General features: G+C 72.9%; 15 protein-coding genes, 2 tRNA genes and 2 pseudogenes. 2 read left to right on the plus strand and 17 right to left on the minus strand.

From position 1 onward, the window contains the following. Window positions 1–18 precede the first annotated feature (18 nt). From AC07DO_RS11530 to AC07DO_RS11565, 8 genes and pseudogenes are all read right to left on the minus strand, one after another. A pseudogene (locus tag AC07DO_RS11530) lies at window positions 19–2,132 on the minus strand (ArnT family glycosyltransferase). Beyond that, window positions 2,129–3,421 carry a bifunctional glycosyltransferase family 2/GtrA family protein gene (locus AC07DO_RS11535; protein ID WP_479058781.1) on the minus strand — a complete coding sequence of 431 codons (1,293 nt, stop codon included), beginning with the start codon at window positions 3,419–3,421 and terminating at the stop codon, window positions 2,129–2,131. The pseudogene AC07DO_RS11530 and the gene AC07DO_RS11535 overlap by 4 nt, the downstream one beginning before the upstream one ends. A gap of 26 nt (window positions 3,422–3,447) precedes the next feature. Continuing rightward, the gene (locus AC07DO_RS11540; RefSeq protein ID WP_479058782.1) at window positions 3,448–4,974 is read right to left on the minus strand and encodes a sensor histidine kinase; all 1,527 of its coding nucleotides are present in this window, start codon (window positions 4,972–4,974) and stop codon (window positions 3,448–3,450) included. 28 nt (window positions 4,975–5,002) lie between these two features. Beyond that, complete coding sequence (locus AC07DO_RS11545) at window positions 5,003–5,755, minus strand: response regulator transcription factor (RefSeq protein WP_479058783.1); 753 nt, start codon at window positions 5,753–5,755, stop codon at window positions 5,003–5,005. A 113-nt stretch (window positions 5,756–5,868) separates the two neighbouring features. After that, complete coding sequence (locus tag AC07DO_RS11550) at window positions 5,869–6,213, minus strand: antibiotic biosynthesis monooxygenase family protein (RefSeq protein WP_479058785.1); 345 nt, start codon at window positions 6,211–6,213, stop codon at window positions 5,869–5,871. 156 nt (window positions 6,214–6,369) lie between these two features. Continuing rightward, complete coding sequence (locus tag AC07DO_RS11555; protein ID WP_479058787.1) at window positions 6,370–7,260, minus strand: DUF2797 domain-containing protein; 891 nt, start codon at window positions 7,258–7,260, stop codon at window positions 6,370–6,372. Between the two features lie 63 nt (window positions 7,261–7,323). After that, window positions 7,324–7,396, minus strand: a tRNA-Arg gene (locus AC07DO_RS11560). A gap of 205 nt (window positions 7,397–7,601) precedes the next feature. Continuing rightward, a tRNA-Ser gene (locus AC07DO_RS11565) sits at window positions 7,602–7,692 on the minus strand. A 192-nt stretch (window positions 7,693–7,884) separates the two neighbouring features. Between AC07DO_RS11565 and AC07DO_RS11570 the strand changes: the two genes are divergently transcribed. Then, complete coding sequence (locus tag AC07DO_RS11570; RefSeq protein ID WP_479058789.1) at window positions 7,885–8,325, plus strand: SSI family serine proteinase inhibitor; 441 nt, start codon at window positions 7,885–7,887, stop codon at window positions 8,323–8,325. 167 nt (window positions 8,326–8,492) lie between these two features. Next, on the plus strand, window positions 8,493–12,845 hold the full coding sequence (locus tag AC07DO_RS11575; protein WP_479058793.1) for a hybrid sensor histidine kinase/response regulator: 4,353 nt from the start codon (window positions 8,493–8,495) through the stop codon (window positions 12,843–12,845). Between the two features lie 80 nt (window positions 12,846–12,925). On the opposite strand, the gene AC07DO_RS11580 is transcribed toward AC07DO_RS11575, so the two are convergent. The 9 genes and pseudogenes from AC07DO_RS11580 to AC07DO_RS11620 all read right to left on the minus strand — a co-directional run bounded on the left by AC07DO_RS11580 (window position 12,926) and on the right by AC07DO_RS11620 (window position 21,875). Next, a complete protein-coding gene (locus tag AC07DO_RS11580) occupies window positions 12,926–14,596 on the minus strand; it encodes a long-chain fatty acid--CoA ligase (protein ID WP_479058795.1) in 1,671 nt (556 codons plus the stop codon). Between the two features lie 149 nt (window positions 14,597–14,745). Then, window positions 14,746–15,327, minus strand: coding sequence for a SigE family RNA polymerase sigma factor (locus tag AC07DO_RS11585; protein WP_398977675.1), 582 nt, complete (start codon window positions 15,325–15,327; stop codon window positions 14,746–14,748). A gap of 182 nt (window positions 15,328–15,509) precedes the next feature. After that, window positions 15,510–16,406 carry a DUF1906 domain-containing protein gene (locus tag AC07DO_RS11590; protein WP_479058796.1) on the minus strand — a complete coding sequence of 299 codons (897 nt, stop codon included), beginning with the start codon at window positions 16,404–16,406 and terminating at the stop codon, window positions 15,510–15,512. Between the two features lie 52 nt (window positions 16,407–16,458). After that, on the minus strand, window positions 16,459–17,625 hold the full coding sequence (locus AC07DO_RS11595; protein WP_479058797.1) for a lipid-transfer protein: 1,167 nt from the start codon (window positions 17,623–17,625) through the stop codon (window positions 16,459–16,461). A gap of 125 nt (window positions 17,626–17,750) precedes the next feature. Continuing rightward, window positions 17,751–18,155 (minus strand): annotated as a pseudogene (locus AC07DO_RS11600) (MaoC/PaaZ C-terminal domain-containing protein); the annotation flags it as partial. Further along, window positions 18,133–19,221, minus strand: coding sequence for an acyl-CoA dehydrogenase family protein (locus tag AC07DO_RS11605; protein WP_479058799.1), 1,089 nt, complete (start codon window positions 19,219–19,221; stop codon window positions 18,133–18,135). The gene AC07DO_RS11605 and the pseudogene AC07DO_RS11600, both read right to left, overlap by 23 nt. 1 nt (window position 19,222) lies before the next feature. Then, the gene (locus AC07DO_RS11610) at window positions 19,223–20,215 is read right to left on the minus strand and encodes a bifunctional MaoC family dehydratase N-terminal/OB-fold nucleic acid binding domain-containing protein (protein ID WP_479059713.1); all 993 of its coding nucleotides are present in this window, start codon (window positions 20,213–20,215) and stop codon (window positions 19,223–19,225) included. Window positions 20,216–20,220: 5 nt separating this feature from the next. Further along, on the minus strand, window positions 20,221–21,384 hold the full coding sequence (locus tag AC07DO_RS11615) for an acyl-CoA dehydrogenase family protein (protein WP_479058801.1): 1,164 nt from the start codon (window positions 21,382–21,384) through the stop codon (window positions 20,221–20,223). A 179-nt stretch (window positions 21,385–21,563) separates the two neighbouring features. After that, complete coding sequence (locus AC07DO_RS11620; RefSeq protein WP_479058803.1) at window positions 21,564–21,875, minus strand: hypothetical protein; 312 nt, start codon at window positions 21,873–21,875, stop codon at window positions 21,564–21,566. Window positions 21,876–22,245: the final 370 nt, after the last annotated feature.

Genomic DNA, 22,245 nt, shown 5'->3' on the forward strand with positions numbered 1-22,245 from the left:
GTACGGCGTACAAGGGAATTAGGGCGAGGGGGCCGTCAGGTCGTAGAACGTGGCGCCGCCCACTGTGGTCTTCTGGTACGTCGACGCCACCCAGGACGTGATCTCGGTGCCGCCTCCGCCCATGCCGCCGCTCGCGATGAAGTAGTGGATGTCGCCGTCCGCCACGTACTTCTTGAACTGCGCGAGGGTCGGTGACGGGTCGCTGCCGTTGAAGCCGCCGATCGCCATCACCGGCTCGCCGGTGGCCAGTTGGTAACTGGCCGCGTTCTGGGATCCGATGGCAGCCGCGGCCCATGTGTAGTCGTCACCGGTGTCCGGCTCCAGGAGGGACTTGGCCTTGGCGGAGACCTGGGCTCCGTTCAGAAGACCGCCCATGCCACCGCCCATGCCACCGCCCGTGCCGCCGCCACGGGCGCGCTCCCCTGTGGGGCCACCACCGGGCATTCCACCGCCGGGCGCCCCGCCGCCGGGCTGCCCTTGCGGGGCGCCGCCCGGACGGGTCTGGCCACCCGGACCGGCGGGGCCGCCACCCGGCCCACCCCCACCGGGCGCACCCCCGCCCCGGGGCCCGCCCATGCCGCCGCCCCCCGCCGAAGCCGGCCCCGCCGTCACGATCGACCCCGTGTGCGCGCTGCCCACCGTCGAGAGGGTGTACGCCACCGGGCCCGCGACGGACGCCGCCATGCCCAGACCGACCGCGGCCAGCGCGAGCCCGCGCCCGAGCCGCCCCACGACCAGCAGCCCCACCGCCCCGACGAGCCCCGCGACAAGCACCGCCCACCGCAGCCAGGGCAGGTAATCCACCGCCCTGCCGAGCAGGGTGTACGCCCAGACCGCCGTGCCCGCGACCGTCACCCCGAGCACCGCGCCCGCCCATCGCGAGGCGCGCTCCTCCCACAGGACCGTGGCGCCCATGCCGACGAGCGCGGCGATGCAGGGGGCGAGGGCCACCGTGTAGTACTGGTGGAAGATCCCCGCCATGAAGCTGAAGACCGCGGCGGTCATCAGGAGCGAACCGCCCCACGCCACGAACGCCGCCCGCGCGGTGTCCGTGCGGCGCGCCTTGCGGGTGACGACGAGCCCGGCGACCAGCAGGATCAGCGCGGCGGGCAGCAGCCACGAGATCTGGCCGCCGATCTCGGAGTCGAACATCCGCCCGAGCCCGGTCTCGCCCCACTGACCACCGCCCCGCCCCCACCGCCGGGGCCGCCGCCGCGGGGCCCGCCGCCGCCCACGCTGCCGTTCTCGTCGCCGTTGAGGCGGCCGAGGCCGTTGTAGCCGAAGGTCAGCTCGAGGAAGGAGTTGTTCTGCGAGCCGCCGATGTAGGGGCGCGAGGACGCGGGCCACAGCTCGACGACCGCGACCCACCAGCCGCCGGCGGCGAGCATCGCCCCCGCGGACAGGGCGAGCTGGCCGAAACGCCTGCGCGGCCGCACCGGGGCGCACACCGCGTAGAGGACCGCGAGCGGCGGCAGGATCAGGAACGCCTGCAGCGTCTTGGTGAGGAAGGCGAGGCCGACCGCGGCGCCCGCCCACACCAGCCACGTGGTGCGGCCGTGCTCCAGGGCGCGCAGGACGCAGTACACCGTGACGGTCATCAGGAGGGCGAGCAGCGCGTCCGGGTTGTTGAAGCGGAACATCAGCGCGGCGACGGGCGTCAGGGCGAGGACCGCGCCCGCGATGAGCCCGGCGGCGGCACTGAACCGGCGCCGCACGGCCGCGTACAGCACGCCGACCGTGGCGACGCCCATGACGACCTGCGGAACGAGCACGGCCCAGGAGTTGAGGCCGAAGAGCCGTACGGAGAGCGCCATGGGCCAGAGCGAGGCCGGGGGCTTGTCGACGGTGATCGCGTTGCCCGCGTCGAGCGAGCCGAAGAAGAACGCCTTCCAGCTCCGGCTGCCGGCCTGGACGGCGGCGGAGTAGAAGGAGTTGGCGTAGCCGGACGCGCTGAGGTTCCAGAGGTAGAGCCCGGCGGTGACGAGCAGCAGCCCGAGGAACGCGGGCCGCGCCCATGGGGGGTCGTCGACCCGCCCGTGCCGGAGGCGCACGAGGGTTCCGCCGCCGCGCCCGGGCGCGGCCCCGCCGTCAGCCGCTCGCAGGGGCTCCGCGGCGTGCGAGGTGATCGTCATCGTGTGTTCCTCGGGTCGTGGGGGGTGGGGGTGCGGGAGGGGGCGTCGGTCCCGCCGTCCGGGAAGACCCACGCCCTGAGCAGCAGGAAACGCAGCACCGTCGCCGCCAGGTTCGCCGCGAGCAGGACCGCCGCTTCCGTGGAGTGCGCGGGGTGGGCCGACGCCGCGTCGAGTGCCGCCAGGGAGCCGCTCGTGAGGGCGAGGCCGATGGCGAGGACGACGAGGCCCTGCGCCTGGTGGCGGACCGCGCGGTCCCGGCCGCGTACGCCGAAGGTGAGCCTCCGGTTCGCTGCCGTGTTGGCCACCGCCGACACCAGGAGGGCGAGCGCGTTGGCTGCCTGCGCCCCCGTGAACGTACGGAATCCGCTGTAGAGGAGGAGGTAGAACAGGGTCGAGAGCGCGCCGACCACACAGAAGCCGACGAGCTGGCGGGTGAGGCCGCCGGGTACGCCGGTGATCCTGCGGTCGCGCGGGTCGTCGCCGAACGGGCGGGCGAGCCGGTCGAGCGGCAGCGCGCCGACCGCGAGCGCCCGCCCCACCCGCCACACGCCCTTGAGGTCGTCCGCGGCCGTCCGCACCAGGTGGACCGTCGAGTCGGGGTCGTCGACCCAGTCGACCGGCACCTCGTGGATGCGCAGCCCGGCGCGCTCGGCGAGGACGAGCATCTCGGTGTCGAAGAACCACCCCGTGTCCTCGACCAGCGGCAGCAGCACCCGCGCCACGTCACCGCGGATCGCCTTGAACCCGCACTGGGCATCCGAGAAACGGGCGTGCAGAGAGCCGCGCAGGATGAGGTTGTACGCGCGGGAGACGAACTCCCGCTTGGGCCCGCGCACCACCCGCGAGCTGCGCGCGAGGCGCGAGCCGATCGCCAGGTCCGAGTGGCCGGAGATCAGCGGGGCGACGAGCGGGAGCAGCGCGTTGAGGTCGGTGGAGAGGTCGACGTCCATGTACGCGAGGACCGGCGCGTCGGAGGCGGACCAGACGGCGCGCAGCGCCCGGCCGCGCCCCTTCCGGTCGAGCCGGACGTGCCGGACCTCGCGGACGGAGCCGGTGAGTTCGGCGGCGACCTGCGGGGTGCGGTCCGTGGACGCGTTGTCGGCGACGGTGATGCGGAAGGGGTAGGGGAAGGTGCGGGCGAGGTGGTCGTGCAGGCGCAGGACGCACGGCCCGAGGTCCTTCTCCTCGTTGTGGACCGGGATCACGACGTCCAGGACGGGTACGTCACGCCCGGTGGCGGGGAGGTGGTCCCGTGACGGCAGCACGTCCGGGTAAGGGTCGGTTCGCATGGCGCCGACCCTCGCCAAGCGGTCTGTCAGGGCTGTGTGGTGAGGCTGTGGCCCGGCTGTGAGGTGGTGGGCGGTGTGTTCCCGGCGCCCGGGAGCGTGACGGCGAACACCGTCCGCCCCGGCACGCTCTCGACGGTCACCGTGCCGTCGTGCGCCGTCACGATGGCCCGCACGAGGGCGAGGCCGAGCCCGGTGGACCCCGCCTGGCGCGAACGGGACGCGTCGCCGCGGGCGAACCGTTCGAAGACGGCGGGCAGGAGACCGGGCGCGATGCCGGGCCCGTCGTCCTGGACCTCCAGATGTACGTGGGGTCCCTCGTGCCGCACCCGGGCCGTGACCGTCGTGCCGGGCGGGGTGTGGGTGCGGGCGTTGGCGAGGAGGTTGGCGACGACCTGGTGCAGGCGCGCGGTGTCCGCGCTCACCGGGGCGGGCTCGTCGGGGAGTTCGAGGCGCCAGTGGTGGCCGGGCCCGGCGGCGCGCGCGTCGCCGACCGCGTCGACGACGAGCGGTGCGAGATCAGTGCTCCGGTACGAGAGCGGCTGTTCCGCGTCGAGTCGCGCGAGCAGCAGCAGATCCTCGACCAGGCCGGTCATCCGCTCGGCCTCGGACTCGATCCGGCCGAGCGCGTGCCGCGTGTCGGGGCCGGTCGACTCCCGCCCGCGGCGCGTCAGTTCGGCGTATCCCCGGATGGAGGCGAGCGGGGTCCGCAGCTCGTGGCTGGCGTCCGCGACGAACTGCCGTACCCGCGTCTCGCTGCGCTGGCGCGCGTCCAGCGCGGAGTGGACGTGGTCGAGCATGCGGTTGAGCGCGGCGCCCACCTGCCCGACCTCCGTGCGCGGGTCGGCGTCGGGCACGCGCTCGTGCAGCGCCACCTCGCCGCTGTGCAGGGGGAGCTCGGAGACCCGGGTGGCCGTGCTCGCGATCCTGCGCAGCGGCCGCAGCGCGACGCCGACCATCGCGGCCCCGGCGAGCGACGCGGCGACGAGGCCGGCCGCGGTGACGCAGACCTCGACGACGACCAGCGTGCCGAGCGTGTTCCGCACCTTGGCAGTCGGCAGCCCGACGAGGAAGTCGCCCTTGTGCCCGCTCGTGTACGTCACGCGGTACTCCCCGAGCCCCGGCAGGTCGACGTTGTGCGCCTGCCCGTCCCTCGGTACGCCACCCAGCGCGGCCAGCTGCGCCGCGTCCAGCTCCGTCGCGTCCGGCACCGTGGCGCCCGCGTCGTCCTCCGTACTGACGAGGGCCCGCCCGACCGAGCCGTCCCGCCCCACCTCCGCGCCGACGGCGCCGATCTCCTGCGGCCCGTGCGTGACGAAGTCCAGCGGATCGCCGTCCCGCGTACCGGAACCTCCGCCGGGCCCCACCCCGGGCGCCGGTCCCGGCGCGACGGCGGGCCCCGAAGCCCGCTGGGCGACCCCGCCGAGCGCGCCGTCCAACTGCTCGTACAGATGGGACTTGAGGGCAAGGGTCGTCACCACACCGATGACCGCGCACACGACGGCGATCAGCGCGACGGCGGAGAGGACCAGGCGCGTGCGGAGGGTGGGTCTCACGAGGTCACGAGGTCACGGGGCGACGAGGTCACGAGGCGGCGACGGGCACCGCGGACTTGATCAGATACCCGGCCCCGCGCCGCGTGTGGATCATCGGCTCGCGGCCCGCGTCGATCTTCCTGCGCAGGTACGAGATGTACAGCTCGACGACGTTGGCCTGGCCCCCGAAGTCGTAGTTCCACACCCGGTCGAGGATCTGCGCCTTGCTGAGCACGCGCCGCGGATTGCGCATCAGATAGCGCAGCAGCTCGAACTCGGTGGCGGTGAGGTGGATGGAGTCCCCGCCGCGCGTCACCTCGTGACTGTCCTCGTCGAGCGTCAGGTCCCCCACGACCAGCGTGCACTCGCTGCGCTTGTCGGCGGCACCGGCCCGCCGGATGAGCCCGCGCAGCCGCGCCACGACCTCCTCCAGGCTGAACGGCTTGGTGACGTAGTCGTCGCCGCCCGCGGTGAGCCCGGCGATCCGGTCCTCCACCGCGTCCTTCGCGGTCAGGAACAGCACGGGCACGTCCGGCATCTCCCGGCGCAGCCTGCCGAGCAGGGAGAGCCCGTCCATGTCGGGCAGCATCATGTCGAGCACCACGGCGTCGGGCCGGAACGCCCGCGCGGTCCGCACCGCGCCCGCCCCGTCCCCCGCGCTGCGGATCTGCCAGCCCTCGTAGCGCAGGGCCATGGACAACAGCTCGGTGAGCGACACCTCGTCGTCCACGACGAGCACGCGGACGGGACTCCCGTCCGCCCTGAGCAGTTCGGTACGCGCCTGGGGCGTGGTCGTGGTCATGCCCCACACCCTGCGCGTCGCCCCTGAGAGCACTCTTGCGCGAACCTGTGAATTCCCTGAGAAAGGCGCGGCCGATCCGGCGGTCACCGTCGGCTCCCGCACCGCCCTCGCTATCACTCCCGCACGAAGCCGTGACTCCTCTCCACCTTCGCGACGTGCAGGACGTACTTCTCGTACCAGTCCTCGCGTCCGCGGCGCTGGGCCGCGCGGTGCTCCAAGTTGCCGCGCCAGGCCTTGATGGACTCCTCGTCGCGGAAGTACGAGACGGTGATGCCGAGGCCGCCGGGCGTGCGGGCCGACTCGGTGCCGAGGAAACCGGGTACGTCCACGACGAGTTCGTCCATGCGGTCGGCGATCTCGCCGTAGCCGTTGTCCCCGTCCGTGCGCAGGGAGGAGAAGACGACGGAGTAGTAGGGCGGTTCGAAGGGTCCGACAGGACCTGTGGCGTGATCGCTCATGGCGTCACACTCGGGCCCGCACCACACCCACGTCCACCCTTTTCGGCCCACTCTTGCCCAACGGTCGACCGGACTTGACCATTCGGTCAGCAAGCCGATGTCCATCGGCCCGCAAGTCGGCCGTACACCCGGCCGTACACCCGCTCGTGCACCCGGTCAGAAGAGCCCGTCCTGCTCGGCACCACCGCCACCGCCACCGCCCCCGGCCTCCACGGCCCGCACCGGCACGGTCACCCCCGCCCCCGCGTGGGCCGCCGCCAGCTCCCACCCCACGAGCACCCGCGTGTCGACCACCAGCACGCTCCCGCCCGCCACCTCCAGGTGAAGGTCGGGCCCCGCCGCCGCGACCAGCCGGCCCGCGACCGTCCCGCCGTCGACCAACTCCCGCACCACGCCACCCGTCGCCGCCGGACCGCCCCGGTCGTCGAGCCCGAACGCCCCCGAGTGGTCGACGGCGGCGAACGGCACCCGCTCCAGCGCCTCCGCCCACCCGCCGAGCGCGACGGCCCGGCCGTGCAGCCCGGCGAGCTCCCGTTCCCGCTCGCCCCACCCGGGCAACGCCCCACGAAGCCCGCGCTTGCGGGCGTACGGCACCCGGTCCGGCACCCCGAGCGCCGCCCGCAGCAGCTCCTCCGTACGCCGTGCCGCCATCAGCGGCCCGCGCCCCAGCCAGCAGAACGCCACGGCCCCCTGCTCCAGGAGCCGCCCCGCGCCCCGCTCCTCCGCCGTGATCCCCACCTTCACGAGCCCGGCGCCGAACCACGCGAGGTAGACCCGGTACGTACGCGGATCGTCGGGCACCCCGTCCGCCGCCACCGAGAACGCCCGGTCGAGCCGCGCGCACTCCGGGCAGCGCGCCTGCGTGGCCGTACCCGGCACGACGGCCCGCAGCGGACACGGATTGCCCCGCGCCCCCACGCACCGCCGCTCCCCGACGGCCCGGAACCCGATGTCCCGCCCGTACGCGAGAACGCTGCGCTGTCCGCCGTCCCACCGCAGCACGGGCTGCCCGCCCGGCCACCCGAGCCCCGCACAACGCCACTCCACAGCCGCGACCCTCCACCGGAAACGCAAGAGGCCCCCGGATGATCCGGGGGCCTCTTGTCCATGTGCACTCGGCAGGATTCGAACCTGCAACCTTCTGATCCGTAGTCAGATGCTCTATCCGTTAAGCTACGAGTGCTTGGTTTTTCTTTTGTTCTCGTCTCCGCTTCCCGGCCCTTCGGCCCGTTCGCGGCGACAGGAAGAACATTACATGACTGCCGCCGCCATGTGAAATCCGTTCGGTGGACCCCTTGTGAGCTGCGGAAACACCGCCCGGAGCGCCCAGAGCGCCCATGACGCACCGAAGCCCCGGTCCAAGAGGACCGGGGCTTCGGATCAAGCTGCGGAGGCGGAGGGATTTGAACCCTCGATGGGATTTAAGTCCCAAACCGCATTAGCAGTGCGGCGCCATAGACCGGACTAGGCGACGCCTCCAGCTTGCACACCTGCGCGAGCGGGGGTGCGTGCAGATGATGACACAGCCAGTGGGTGTGTCACCAATCGCGGCACCCACGGTACTAGGCGTGCTGCCCGCGGGGCAAAGCGTTACGCGGCACCGCAACATCGCGGGGCGAACGGCGTTAGTTCCGTAGAGCCAACCGTCCCGACGTACCCGTGGAGCCAGAAATGCTGCGTCGTCTCGCCCTCACTGCCGCCGCCTCCGTCGCTGCGCTGTCCGCCCTCCCCGTCACCGCCCACGCCACCGCCGACGCCACCGCGGCCGCGACCCTCCCCGCTCCCACCGACCACCTCACCGTCACGGTCACCGGCTCGGGCGGCGACGGCGACGGGACGTACGAACTGAACTGCCACCCGACGGGCGGCACCCACCCGGACGCGGCGGCGGCGTGCGAGCGGCTTCAGGAAGTCACCGTCTGGGGGACCGACCCGTTCGCACCCGTGCCGAAGGACTCGATGTGCACGATGCAGTACGGCGGACCCGCCACCGCACACGTCACGGGAACCTGGCAGGGCCGGCCCGTCGACGCGACGTACGACCGCAGCAACGGCTGCGAGATCTCGCGGTGGGACGGTCTCGTACCGGTACTGCCCGCGACGTCCGCGTGACCAGGCGGTACGGAAAACTCACATCTTCTGCGTGCGACCTCCCTCTCATCCGGCGTCGCGCCCACAACCACTCCCCGTAGACTCCCTCCCGTGACACGCCACGGGCCGAGGGGCAAAATGGCCTGAGCGAGTCGGCAAGCAGCGGTAACCAGGGAGGAAGCGTCGTCGTGAGCAGCAGGCCATCCCGAGGCGCTGCTCGCCTCGCAGCCATACTCGACGCGCTCCCTGACGCGCTGGTCCTCGTCAACGCCAACGGCACGGTCGTGAACGCCAACGCCATCGCGCTCGAGGCGTTCGAGGCACCCGGCACCGCGCTCGTGGGGCGCGGTCTGCTCGATCTGCTGCCGCAGTTCGACTCCCGGCTCATCCCCGGCTCCATGCGGCGCCCGGACACCATCGACGAGCGCGGCCGCACCAAGCCGACCCGGATGATCGCCCGGCGCACGGACGGCATCGAGTTCCCCGTCGAGGTCACGAGCTCCCCGCTCGAGGACGGCAGGGCCGCCTACGACCAGCACGGCTACACGGGCGACGAACTGCTGATGCTCGTCGTACGCGACCTTTCGGGCACCGTGGACACCGAGGCCGAACTCGCGCGTTCGCAGCGGCAGACCGAGATGATCCTGCGGGCCGCGGCCGAGGGCGTCGTCGGCACGGACACCGACGGACGCGTCGTGCTCGTCAACCCGGCCGCCGCTCAGATACTGGGCTTCCGGGCGAGCGACCTCGGCGGGCAGGAACTGCACCCGCTGGTCCTGCACTCGCGCGCCGACGGCGAGCCGTTCCCGTACGACGAGTCCCCGCTCGCCGACACCCTGCGCTCCGGGCGCAAGCACCGGGTGCGCGGGCAGGTCCTGTGGTCCAAGAGCGGCGCCAAGGTGCCCGTCGACCTGACGACGTCACCGGTGCGCGACGGCGACCAGCTGGTCGGCGCGGTGATGACCTTCACCGACCGCAGGCCCTACGACGAACTGAACGAGAAGTACGAGGCGGCCCTCGCCCGGCACGAGGAGGAGCTCGCCGCCGCCGCGGCGGAGCGCGCCGCCGAGATCAAGGCCGCGGAGGAGCAGCGGGCCGAGGAGCTCGCCGCCGAACAGGAGCGGTACGCGGCGCTCGCCGAGCGCGAGAAGGACCGCTTCGAGGAGCTCGCCGACCGCGAGAAGGCGCGGTACGAGACGCTGGCCGCGCGGCACGAGCAGCTGCTCGCCGTCCTCGGTTCGTCGCTGCGCGGGCCCCTGGACGAGCTGCGCTGCGAGCTGAACGCGCTCGCCTCGGACGACGCGGGCCAGCTGTGGCCCGAGGCCAACCAGGTCCTGCACCACCTGTCCGCCGGGTACGCCCGGATGACCACGCTCGTCGACAACGTCCTCAACTACCAACGGCTCGACGCGGGCGACGAACAGCTCTCCCGTACGCCGGTCCTGCTCGACGCGGTCGTCGCCGCCGGTGTGGAGGGCGCGGTCGAGCTGATCGGGCCCGGGCGCGCCCAGTTCGCGGTGCACGCGCCGCCGATCGAGCTCGTCGCCGACGCGGAGCGGCTCGCCACAGCCCTCGCGCACCTCGTCGCGGACGTGGCGGGCATCGACGCGACCGGCAACGCGCGCTCGGACGTCGGCGCGGGCGTCTCCGGCGGCTATGTGGACTCGACGATCGTCGTCGCCGCCGCCCAGCGCGGCGAGGTCGTCCGCATCGAGGTGCGGGGGCCCTTCGCCGGCGGCGACCCGGTGCACGAGCCGATCGTGCGGGGCATCGTGCGGGCGCACGGCGGCGTGCTCCAGACGCACGAGGTGCCGGGCATGGGCAGCAGTGCGTACGTGCTTGAGGTGCCGATCGGGGCGGTTGGCACGGCCGGTGCGGCTGGTGCGGCCGGTGCGGGCTCCGCGAAGGGTGACGGCGGTTCGGCCGTCGTGCCCGCGCAGGCTTCGGGGCCCACGGGTTCGGGTGCGAGTGCGGGGGCCGGTGGTGGGCGTCGGCGGGCTCGGCGGCCCTCGGTGGACTCCTTCCTGGAGAGTGCGATCGCGGGAGCGACGGACTCGGAGACCGGGCAGACGGAGGCCGGGCAAACGGGTACCGGGCAGACGGGTACCGGTCAGGTGGATGTCGGTGAGCCGAGCGGCACGGGGCGGCGCCGGGGTCGGCGTGCGGCGGAGGCCTCTCCGGAGAGCCTCGGCGGTTCCGTGGCCACCGGTCTGGTGGGCCCCCGGACGGGCGGGCCCGGTGTGACACCGCAGGCCCCGTCTCCGGAGACTTCGGGTGGCGCCCCCGGCGGCGGTACGGGACGGCGGCGCGGTCGGCCCAGTGCGGCCGAGGGTGCCGTGATGACGGCGGCGGAACACGCGGCCGGATCCGCCGCGTTGGGCGAGACGGTGCCGCCGCAGGGCGTGCCCGTGCCCGACGGGGCGTCGGGACGGCGTGCCCGTCGCGCCGGTGAGCAGCACGCGCTGCCCGCGCTGGCTTCGGGCCCCGCGGAGACGCCCGGTGCCGGGCAGGGCGAGGGCGCGGGGAAGCCCACGGGACGGCGTGCGCGGCGTGCGCTGGCCGCCGCCAAGGAGCGTGCCGCGGCCGAGGAGGCGAACAACGGACGCGTCTTCGCGCTGCCGCCCGCCACGGCCGACCGCGCCCCGGGGCAGGAGTACGCGGGCCAGGAGAGCGTGGCCGTCCAGGGCGGCGGCGTACAGGGCGGCGGCGTACAGGGCGGCCCCGGACACCACGGCGCGGCCGTGCGCGGCGAGGACGACCACACCCCGCCGCAGCCGCACCCGACGCAGGGCCCGACGGGCCGCCGCTCCCGCCAGGCGGCTCCGGGCGCCCCGGCTCCGGCCGCCCCGGCGTCGACCGCCCCGGCGTCGACCGCTCCCGCGGATCAGACGGCCCCCGTCCAGGATCCGAGGAACCCCAGGCAGGCAGGTCCGGACGCCGAGCCCGGCCCGCTGCCCGCGCCGCAGCCGTGGCCCGAGGGCACGACTCCGCCGGGCGGCGTGCCCGCGCAGGGCACCCCGCACTCCGCCGGTACTCCCGCGCACGGCATCCCCGCGCCGGGCCGGGGCGCCGCGCTCCCGCCCGAGCGCGGTACGCAGGCACAGACACAGGCACAAGCACGGGCGGCCCAGCCGCTGCCCGCCGAGGCCGCGCCCGGTGACCCCAACTCGACGCAGGGGCGCGCGATCAGCGTGCGTACGCTCGGGCAGGGCGTGCCGTTCGGCCAGCAGATCGCCGAGCAGCAGGCAGGGCCGCAGCAGGGCGCGCCACAGGCTGCGCCGCAGGGTGGTGCCGCCATTCCCGGGCAGGGCCGCGCGCCGCAGCAGCCGCCACAGGCGCCGCAGGCTCCACAGGGGCAACAGCCGCCCCGGGCCCCCCACATCCCCCAGTCACCGCAGCCGCCGCAGGCTCCGCAGCCCCCGGCGGCCGCCGCGGCGGGACCGATGCCTGCGCCGGAGGCACCCGCCCCCGACCCGGTCGCGGACCCGCAGCAGTCCCAGGCGGCCCCCGCCGCCCCGCAGTCGCACACGCTCGGCGGCTCCGGGCGCCGGCGCAGGCTGGCCACGCCGCCCGACCCCTCGGCCGACGAGCGCCCCGAGACCTCGGCGCGCCCGCACCCGCAGCCCCAGCCCCAGCCGTCGGGGGTGCCGGCCCAGCACCCGCAGTCCCGTATCGCGTCGGCGTCCGAGGGCGCGGGCCGTTCGTACGCGATCGGCGCCCCGGACGAGGACGCCGACGAGGGTCCGGAGCCGCTCGACGGGCCCGGCGGCGCCGTGGAGGTCGCGAACCGGCCGCAGCCCCGGCCCATGGACGACGAACTGCCGCCCGAGCCGCTGGACAACCCGCGCCGCCTCCTGGTGTGGCCCGCGCCGGACGTCACCACGCAGCAGGCGCTGAGCGACCGCGGCTACCGTCCGGTGATCGTCCACTCGCGCGAGGAGGTCGACGCGCAGATCGCGGCGTTCCCCGCGGCGCTGTTCGTGGACCCGCTGACCGGGCCGATCACGCGCACGGCGCTTCAGTCGCTGCGGCAGGCCGCCGTGGCCGCCGAGGTGCCCGTCCTCGTGACGGCGGGTCTCGGACAGGCGACGCGCGAGGCGGCGTACGGCGCCGATCCCGCCGTACTCCTGAAGGCCCTGGCGCCGCGCGACAGCGAGCAGCACCCCTCGCGCGTCCTGCTCATCGAGGAGCACGAGGAGATCGCGCTCGCCCTGACGGCCACGCTTGAGCGGCGCGGCATGCAGGTCGCGCGGGCCGAGAGCGACGCGGACGCGGTGACGCTGGCGGCGCAGATGCGGCCGAACCTCGTGGTGATGGACCTGTTGCAGGTACGTCGCCGCAGGGCCGGAATCGTCGACTGGCTGCGCGCGAACGGCCAGTTGAACCGCACTCCGCTGGTCGTCTACACCGCGGCCGTCGACGAGACCGAACTGCCGAAGCTCGCCGCGGGCGAGACCGTCCTGTTCCTGGCGGAGCGGTCCACGAGCGCGGAGGTGCAGGGCCGGATCGTGGACCTGCTGGCGAAGATCGGCACGAACTAGACCGAACCGAAGGAGACCGGCGCGAACCGGACCGGCCCGCACCGCATCGCATCGGTACGGGCCGGTCGGCACGGTCGGCGTCAGAGCCGCGTGACGTCCAGTTCCCCGGCGGCGTACTGCCTGCGCAGGACCTTCTTGTCGAACTTGCCGACGCTGGTCTTCGGGACCGCGGGGATGAGCGTCCAGCGCTCCGGGAGCTGCCACTTGGCGATGCGTCCTGCGAGGAACTCACGGAGGGCCGCGTAGTCGGCCGTCGCGCCCTCCCGCAACACCACGGTGGCGAGGGGGCGCTCGCCCCACTTGTCGTCGGGCACGGCGACGACCGCGGCCTCGGCCACGTCCGGGTGGGACATCAGGGCGTTCTCCAGCTCGACGGAGGAGATCCACTCGCCGCCCGACTTGATGACGTCCTTGGCGCGGTCGGTGAGGGTCAGGAACCCGTCGGCGGTGATGACGCCGACGTCGCCCGTCTTCAGCCAGCCGTCTTCGCTGAACTTGTCGTCGGGGCGCAGGAGATCGCCGCCCGCGCCGCCGTAGTAGGCGCCCGCGATCCAGGGGCCGCGCACCTCCAGCTCACCGGCCGACGTACCGTCCCACGGCAGGTGCTCCCCGCCGGGGCCGACGAGGCGGGCCTCGACGGAGGCGGGGAAGCGGCCCTGCGTGAGCCGGTAGCCGAACTCCTCCTCGGTGCCCGCGGCGTGGGCCGGCGGGCGGGCGACCGTGCCGAGCGGGGACGTCTCCGTCATGCCCCACGCGTGGCAGACCCGCATGCCGAGCTTGTCGAAGGCCTCCATGAGGGAGGGCGAGCAGGCGGAGCCGCCGATGGTGACCTGGCCGAGTGAGCTGACGTTGCGCGGCTTCGCGGTGAGCTCGGCGAGCAGGCCCTGCCAGATGGTGGGGACGGCGGCCGCGTGCGTGGGCCGCTCCTTCTCGATCATCTCGGCGAGCGGCGCGGGCTGCAGGAAACGGTCCGGCATCAGCATGTTCACGCCGGTCATGAGGGTGGCGTGGGGCAGCCCCCACGCGTTGACGTGGAACTGCGGGACGACGACCAGCGACGTGTCCGCGTCCGTGAGCCCCATCGACTGGGCCATGTTGACCTGCATGGAGTGCAGGTAGATCGAGCGGTGGGAGTAGACGACGCCCTTGGGGTCGCCGGTGGTGCCGGAGGTGTAGCACATGGCGGCCGCGGACCGCTCGTCGAGCTCGGGCCAGTCGTACGCGGTGGGCTTGCCGGCGAGCAGCTCCTCGTACTCGTGCACCTGCGCGTGCGAGCCCGCGAGCAGCGAACGGTCGCCGGGGCCCGAGACCACCAGGTGCTCCACGCTCGTCAGCCGCGGGAGGAGCGGCGCGAGCAGGCCGAGCAGGGAACCGTTGACGATGATGACGCGGTCGGCGGCGTGGTTGACGATCCACACCAGCTGGTCCGCGGGCAGCCGCAGGTTGAGGGTGTGCAGGATCGCGCCCATACAGGGCACGGCGTAGTAGGCCTCGACGTGTTCGGCGTTGTTCCACATGAAGGTGGCGACGCGCTCGTCGTCCGTGACGCCGAGGTCCTCGCGCAGGGCGTGCGCGAGCTGGGCCGTGCGCTCCCCGATCTCGCGGTAGCTGCGCCGCTGCGGCTCGCCTTCACCGGTCCAGGTCGTGACCTGCGACGTCCCGTGCACGGTCATGCCGTGCCGGAGGATACGGGTGACGGTCAGCGGTACGTCCTGCATCGTGCTCAGCACGGCGTCCTCCTGGGGCGACATCGCTGCGCGGCAGATCGCCTGCGCGGCAGTAAGGGGGGCTGCGCTGATTCTGCGCGCATACCGCGCGGTATGTCACTAGTCCAGGGGATGATCGATCATCGTCTGCCGCTTTGGTGCTGACTCCGGCGTCGGCTCCGGCGCGGCTCGGCTCAGCGGACCGGCGTCAGCTCCGGGTCCTCGCGGAGCTTGCCCAGCGCGCGCGACACCGCGCTCTTCACGGTGCCGATGGACACCCCGAGCACCTCGGCGGTCTGCGCCTCGCTCAGGTCCTCGTAATACCTGAGGACGACCATCGCCCGCTGCCGCGCCGGCAGCTTCATGATCGCGCGCCACATCGCGTCCCGGAGCACCTGCTGCTCGGCCGGGTCCCCCGCCGGCGTCACCTCCGGCTCCGGCAGCTCGTCGCACGCGAACTCGTCGACCTTCCGCTTGCGCCACTGCGACGTACGCGTGTTCAGCAGGGCGCGGCGCACGTAGCCGTCGAGCGCCCGGTGGTCCTCGATCCGGTCCCACGCCACGTACGTCTTGGTGAGCGCGGTCTGCAGCAGGTCCTCGGCATCGCTCGGATTCGCGGTCAGCGAGCGGGCGGTGCGCAGCAGTACGGGCTGGCGTGCCCGTACGTAGGACGCGAACGACGGGTAGGCGGAGGGCCCGGTGGCCCTCGTCGGACCCGTGCCCCGCGTCGCGGCCTTCGATGCGCTGGTGCACACGGTCACCATGGATGCGGTCATGGCTCCACGCTAGAAGCGCCCCCTACTTCAGCGGATCGGCCGCAGGTCCCGAAGCCGTGTCCGCCTCAGGTTGTACGAGTAGGGCTGGCTCCACCTCCTACAGGTGGAGGAGGTGGAGCGGCCCCTGAGGGTTCACCCCTGAGAACCGCCCCGGTCCGGCGCCCCCGCACCGGGTGCTCCGTCTAGCCGACGCGCGCCACGGGAGCGTGCATCAGATTGCGGTCGATCACCAGCGTCCGCCCGCCGTGCCGCTCCTTCTTGTTCCCGGCGTACTGGTGGACACGCCGTGCCGGACGCCACGCGTCCGCCGCCAGCGCGGGCTCCCGGTACAGGTGGGGCTTGGTGTGCCAGCGCGCGAACCACATCACCGACGGCAGATCCCGCACGCCCGCGCGCCGCGCCGCCTCCATGTGCCGCACCCCGAAGTCGGCGCTGCTGTAGAACCCGGGGACGTACCCGAGCCTGCGCACCTCGCGGTTCCAGGACCTGACGAAGGAGAGCGTCGTACTCGCGCACGCCTGCTTCTTGTAGGTGTACGCCTCCATGTCGAGGTAGAGCGGGCTGTGCTGCCGGACCCCGATCGCCTTCGCCGCGCGGACCGCGTCGAGTCCTTCCTGCCTCCCCTGCTCCCAGGGGTGCTTTCCCATACGGACGTGCTTCTTGTTCTTCGCGACGACGCACGGCGACTGCGACCCGACGTACACCGGGAGGACCCGCCAGCCCATCTGCTTCACGGCGCGCATCCAGGCGTGGTCGAGATGCGGCTGCCGCTTGCAGGCCCGGCCGCGGCCTCCGTAGTACACGCCGACGGCGCGGTACTTGGAGTCGCGCCAGCGCCGCATCGTGTCGGTGGACTGGGTGAGGCAGGTGTCGAAGGCCCAGCCGCGGAAGGTCGTCACCTTGGCGGGCGCGCCTGCGGCGGCTCCTGGTGCGACGGCTCCTGGTGCGACGGGGCCCGGCGCGGCGGTGCCTGGTGTGATGGTGCCTGGTGCGGCGGTGCCTGGTGGTGATGCGGTCAGGTCCATGGTCAGGGCCGTCAGGACGAGGACGAATCCAATGATCATCTTTCGGATGTGCATATGGCGAGTGAAAGCCCGCGGGCCCGCCCCGCCGCCGGGACACGCTCCGCGTTCAGCCGTCCGACCCCAGAATCAGCCCCGATGTGGGGACCCCCGTGCCCGCGGTGACCAGCGTGCGCGCGACGCCCGGCAGCTGATTCACGGAGGTGCCGCGCACCTGGCGGACCGCCTCCGCCACGCCGTTCATACCGTGGAGGTAGGCCTCCCCGAGCTGCCCGCCGTGCGTGTTCAGAGGCAGCACCTCCCCGGCCACGAAATCCGCGGCCTCACCCGGCCCGCAGAACCCGAACTCCTCCAGCTGCATCAGCACGAACGGGGTGAAGTGGTCGTAGAGGATCCCCACGTCGATGTCCGAGGGAGCAAGGCCCGAAGTACGCCACAGCTGTTTCGCCACCACCCCCGTCTCCGGCAGCCCCCGCAGATCGTCGCGGTAGAAGCTGGTCATCTGCTCCTGCGCCCGGCCCGCGCCCTGGGCCGCCGCGACGATCACGGCCGACGGGTGCCGGAGGTCGCGGGCCCGCTCCGCGCTCGTGACGACGATCGCCTGGGCGCCGTCCGTCTCCTGGCAGCAGTCCAGGAGCCGCAGGGGCTCGACGATCCAGCGGGACGCGGCATGGTCCTCCAGCGTGATCGGTTTCCCGTGGAAGTACGCCGCGGGGTTGGTGGCCGCGTACTTCCGGTCCATGACGGCCACGTGCCCGAAGACCTCCGGCGCCAGACCGTACGTGTGCAGGTAGCGCTGGGCTGCCATCGCCACCCAGGAGGCGGGCGTCAGCAGGCCGAACGGGAGGGCCCAGCCGAGCGCGGCGCCTTCGGCAGAGGGTTCGCGATGCTGCACCCCGGAGCCGAACCTGCGCCCGGAGCGTTCGTTGAACGCGCGGTAGCAGACGACGACTTCGGCCACCCCGGTCGCCACGGCGAGGGCCGCCTGCTGGACGGTGGCGCAGGCCGCACCGCCGCCGTAGTGGATGCGGGAGAAGAAGGACAGCTCCCCCATGCCGGTCGCCTGGGCGACCGTGATCTCCGGGTTGGTGTCCATGGTGAAGGTGACCATGCCGTCGACGTCCTCCGGAGTGAGCCCGGCGTCCGAGAGCGCCGCCCCGACCGCCTCCACGGCCAGCTTGAGCTCGCTGCGGCCCGAGTCCTTGGAGAACTCCGTCGCCCCTATGCCGACGATCGCGGCCCTGCCGCCGAGACTGTCGCGCGAACGGACACTCATGCGGGGCCGCCTTCGGGGTGCTCGGGTTCTTGGGGTTTTACGGGTTGCTCGGGATCTTCGGGTTCTATGGGTCCTACGAGTTCTATGAGTCCTACAGGTTCTACGGGTTCTACGGGTTCTACGGGTCCCGCGGGGACGGTCACCGTGACTGTGCCGGTGACGTGGTTGCCGATGGCGTTGGCGCCGACGACCCTGACCACGGCCGTCGCCCCTTCGCGCGAGCTCTCGAGCCGCTCGACCGTCCCGCTCAACACCATCGTGTCTCCGGGGTAGTTGGGCGCTCCCAGCCGTATCGCCACCTTGCGCAGCACGGCCGTCGGCCCGAAGTGGTCCGTGATGTACCGCCCGACCAGGCCGTTCGTCGTCAGGATGTTCATGAAGATGTCGGGAGAGCCCTTGGCCCGCGCGAGCTCCGCGTCGTGGTGCACGTCCTGGTAGTCCCGGGAGGCGATCGCCCCGGAGACGATCAGAGTGCGGGTGATCGGGATCTCCAGCGGAGCCAGTACCTCACCTTGCGTCGTCTTCGCCATGCGACCCTCCCCCTCGCGCGACCAACTCGCCCAGCTGCTCGAGCACTTCGCTCCCGCACCCCAGGTACGCGTCCAACTGCCGCCCCCACAGAAAGTGCCGGTGCACGGGGTGGTCGAGGTCGGCTCCCGCGCCTCCGTGCAGATGCTGGCCCGCGTGGACGACGCGCTTGCCCGCCTCCGACGCCCACCACGCGGCGGTGAGCGCGTGCGTGTCGTACGGCAGGCCCGCGTCCCTGCGCCAGGCCGCTTCGTAGGCCGTGACGCGTATGGCCTCCGTGTCCATGTGGGCGTCGGCGGCCCGCAGCTGCACGGCCTGCTTCGCGGCGAGCGGGCGGCCGAACTGTTCCCGCTCGTTCGTGTGGGCCACCGCGCGGGCCAGCGATCCCGCGCACACCCCGGCCTGCAGCCCCGCGAAGGCGATCCGCGCTACCGCCAGCACGTCGTCGTACGCCCCGAGGCCACCCAGACGCTCCCCCGGCGTGCCGTCGAGAACGAGCCTGCCCGCGGCCCAGGGCGCGGTCAGCTCCACCGGTTCCACCCGCGCGTCGGCGACCCGCACCAGCCACAGGGTGCGGTCGGCCGCCGCCACCAGGACGACGGACGCATCCCTCAGCCACGGCACCCACCCCACCGTGCCGCTCAGCGTCCCGTCCGCCGCCGACGTCGTCCCGCCCGCCGCCGGTGTCCCGCCCGCCGACGCCGTCACACCGCCTCGCGCCGGGAACGCCCCCGTCGCGACCGAGCTCCCCTGCCGGAGCGCGGGCAACAACCGGTCCCGCTGTTCCGCCGTACCGTGTGCGGCCACCGCCAGCACCCCGTAGACACAGCTCGCCGCGAACGGGACCTGCGCCGTCACCCGCCCCTGCTCCTCAAGGAGCAGCACGAGCCCGAGCAGCCCGATGTCCTCCACCGCGCCCGGCAGGCCGGCGGCGCGCAGCGCCTTCCACAGTTCGGCGTCGGAACCGGTGCCCGTCGCCGCGAGCCGCTCCGGTGTGGCCAGGTCGGCGAAGATCTCCGCGGCGAGGTCACGCGCGGCGGCCTGTTCCTCCGTGGGCGTGAAGTCCATGTCAGCCCTCACCCTCGTCCTCGCCCTCGTCCTTGTCCTCGTCCTCGCCCTCGTTCTCGTCCTCGTCGATCCGGAACACCGGCAGCTCGACGTCCGCGTCCACCCGCAGGAACTCGAGCCGCACCGGCATCCCTATCCGCACCTTGTCGTACGGCACCCCGACGATGTTGCTGACGATCCGGACGCCCTCCGCCAGTTCGACGAGTCCCACGGCGTAGGGAGGGTCGAACGCGGGGAACGGCGGGTGATGCATCACCACGTACGAATAGACCGTGCCCTCACCGCTCGCCTCGACCGTGTCCCACTCGGGCGAACCGCATGCGTTGCAGCCGGGCAGCCAGGGGAAGCGCGGCGTGCAGCAGCCGCCGCAGCGCTGGATCAGCAGCCGGTGCCCGGCGACGCCCTCCCAGAACCCCGCGTTGTCGCGATTGACGACCGGACGAGGCCGCTGGGCCACCCCCTTCGACCTCAGCTCCGACTCCGGCTCCGACTTCGCCGGGGCGTACTTGAGGATGCGGAAGCGATGCGTCCCCGCGAGCGCGCCTCCCGCGTGGATGTCCATCCGTGTCGTGACGAAGTGCCCCGTCCCGAGCTTGGTCGTCTTGCGCTCCGACACCGACTCGATCACCGCGTCGAACGTGATCTCGTCGCCGGGCCGCAGCGCCCGCACGTACTCCTGCTCGCAGTCCGTGGCGACCACCGAGGTGTACCCGGCGCCGTCGAGCAGCGCGAACAACTCGTCGTACGCCGCCGAGCGGTCGTCGTGGCCGGAGAGGCCACCCATCGTCCAGACCTGCAACATCGTCGCGGGCGCCACGGGGTCCGCCCCCGCGTAGGCAGGGTTGGTGTCGCCCATCGCCTCGCACCAATGCCTGATCATGGGCGCGTTGACCCGGTCCTTGCCCCGGCCCGCCGCCGCGGCGACCCTGCCCTCGAACGCCCGCAACTCCTCGTACGCGATCTCCTTCACCGCCGCCCCCGGGTCGCACGCCATGCCCTTCACCGCCGTCCCCTCCGCATGCCGAGCCGCATCGTCGCGACGATCTCGCGCTGCACCTCGCTCACCCCGCCCCCGAACGTATTGATCTGCGCGGCCCTGTTCATCCGCTCCAGCTCGCCGTCCCCGAGCCCGCCCGGCGAACCGGCCCGCACGAGCCCCGCCTCGCCCGCGATCTCCTGACACATGCGGTACACCTCGACCGCCGACTCGGTTCCCACGAACTTCACGCCGCTCGCGTCGCCGGGGGCCAGCCGGTCCGCCCCCACGTCACCCACCAAACGCCAGTTGAGCAGGCGCGATGCCGCGAGCCGCGCATGCACCTCGGCCAGTCTCGACCGCACCCACGGCGCGTCGATCCGACGCTCGCCGGTCGCCGGGTCGGGTGTACGTGCCCGGTCGAGTGCCGCCGCGCAGAAGTCCTCGGCCTGCATGCCGATGGCGGCGAGCGCCACCCGCTCATGGTTGAGCTGGTTGGTGATGAGGCCCCAGCCACCGTTCTCCTCGCCGACGAGGTTCGCGGCCGGCACGCGGATTCCGTCGTAGTACGTCGCCGTCGTCGTCAGCCCGCCCACCGTGTCGATCGGGGTCCAGGAGAAACCGGGGGCGTCGGTGGGGACGAGCAGGATGGAGATGCCCCGGTGTTGGGGAGCGTCGGGGTCGGTGCGGCAGGCCAGCCAGATCCAGTCGGCGTTCTGCGCGTTCGAGGTGAAGATCTTCTGGCCGTCGATCAGCCAGTCGTCGCCGTCGCGCACGGCCCTGGTGCGCAGTGCCGCCAGATCGGTGCCGGCGGACGGTTCGCTGTAGCCGATCGCGAAGACGAGGTCGCCGCTGAGGATGCGGGGCAGGAAGGTGTCCTTCTGCTCCGCGGTCCCGTACTTCATGAGGGTCGGCCCGACGGTGTTCAGGGTGACCATGGAGACGGGGGCGCCGGCGCGGTGGGCCTCGTCGAAGAAGACGAACTGCTCGTCGGCACCGCGCCCCTGTCCGCCGTATTCGACGGGCCAGCCGATGCCCAGCATGCCGTCGGCGCCGATGCGCCGCAGGAGGCGCCGCTGCCCCTCGGCGTCCGTGCCGTCGGGCGGCCCGTCGGGCATCACGTCCCGGAAGTAGGCGCGCAGGTCGGCGCGGAGTCGGCGTTGGCGTTCGGTGGGGGCGAGGTGCACGGGGGCGGCCTCTCCATCTCGTACCGACAAGGGTTTCTGACTGTCCGTCAGATACGGCGCCGCTGTCAAGAGACCCGGACACACCTGTGCGGCGGCGCCGAAGCACCGCCGCACAGGACGTCACACCCCACGGTTCGTTCCCCCGGAAGCCGTCCCGATCGGCTCCCGGGGCTACCGGCTCACCAGAGCTGGGCGAAGTTGACCGCGACGTTCTCGTTCGACTGGTCGAGCGCCGTGAACCCCGAGCCGTTCACCTGCGCCGAGTTGTTCTGGTTGGACGCTCCGTTGCCGACGGCCTGCTGCTGCGTGGTGGACGAGTTGCCCGAGTTGTCGTCACCGACGCCACTTCCGTTCACGGTCGCCACACCGGCGTTCGATCCGTTGTTCGCGAAGGCGCCGTTGTCGGCCAACGCGACGCCCGAGAAGAGCGCGGCGGCCAGCGGTACGGCAGCGGCGGCAGCGATGATGCGGGCGGTACGGATGCTTGCCATGTCTTTTTCCTCCAGAGCAGGAGGCACGCGCCGGCCGGAACCGTGCGTACCCGAAGTATGGCTGTTGCCCGGGCAGTTGGCCGACCGCCTCGGGGTGCTGCACAACGTCGCGACTCCAGAGTTGCCCACCGAATCCCCGGCGAACCACCCCGGAAGCCGCGATTCCCCCGCAAGCGTGAGGACATGTCGATAAACCCGCCGCGCGCCCCACCGGCTGATCCACGACCTCCGCCGACCGCCGTCGAGACGCAGCTCAGACCAGGCGCCGCAGGGGAAGAAGCGTTACGGCAACACTCACCCCCGGGCCCGCCCGCCGGGGCGCCGCCCCTCCGAAAGGCCCCCTTCCGACCCCGAACCGCATCGCTCCCTC

The sequence above is a fragment of the Streptomyces sp. NPDC045678 genome (genome assembly GCF_056432085.1).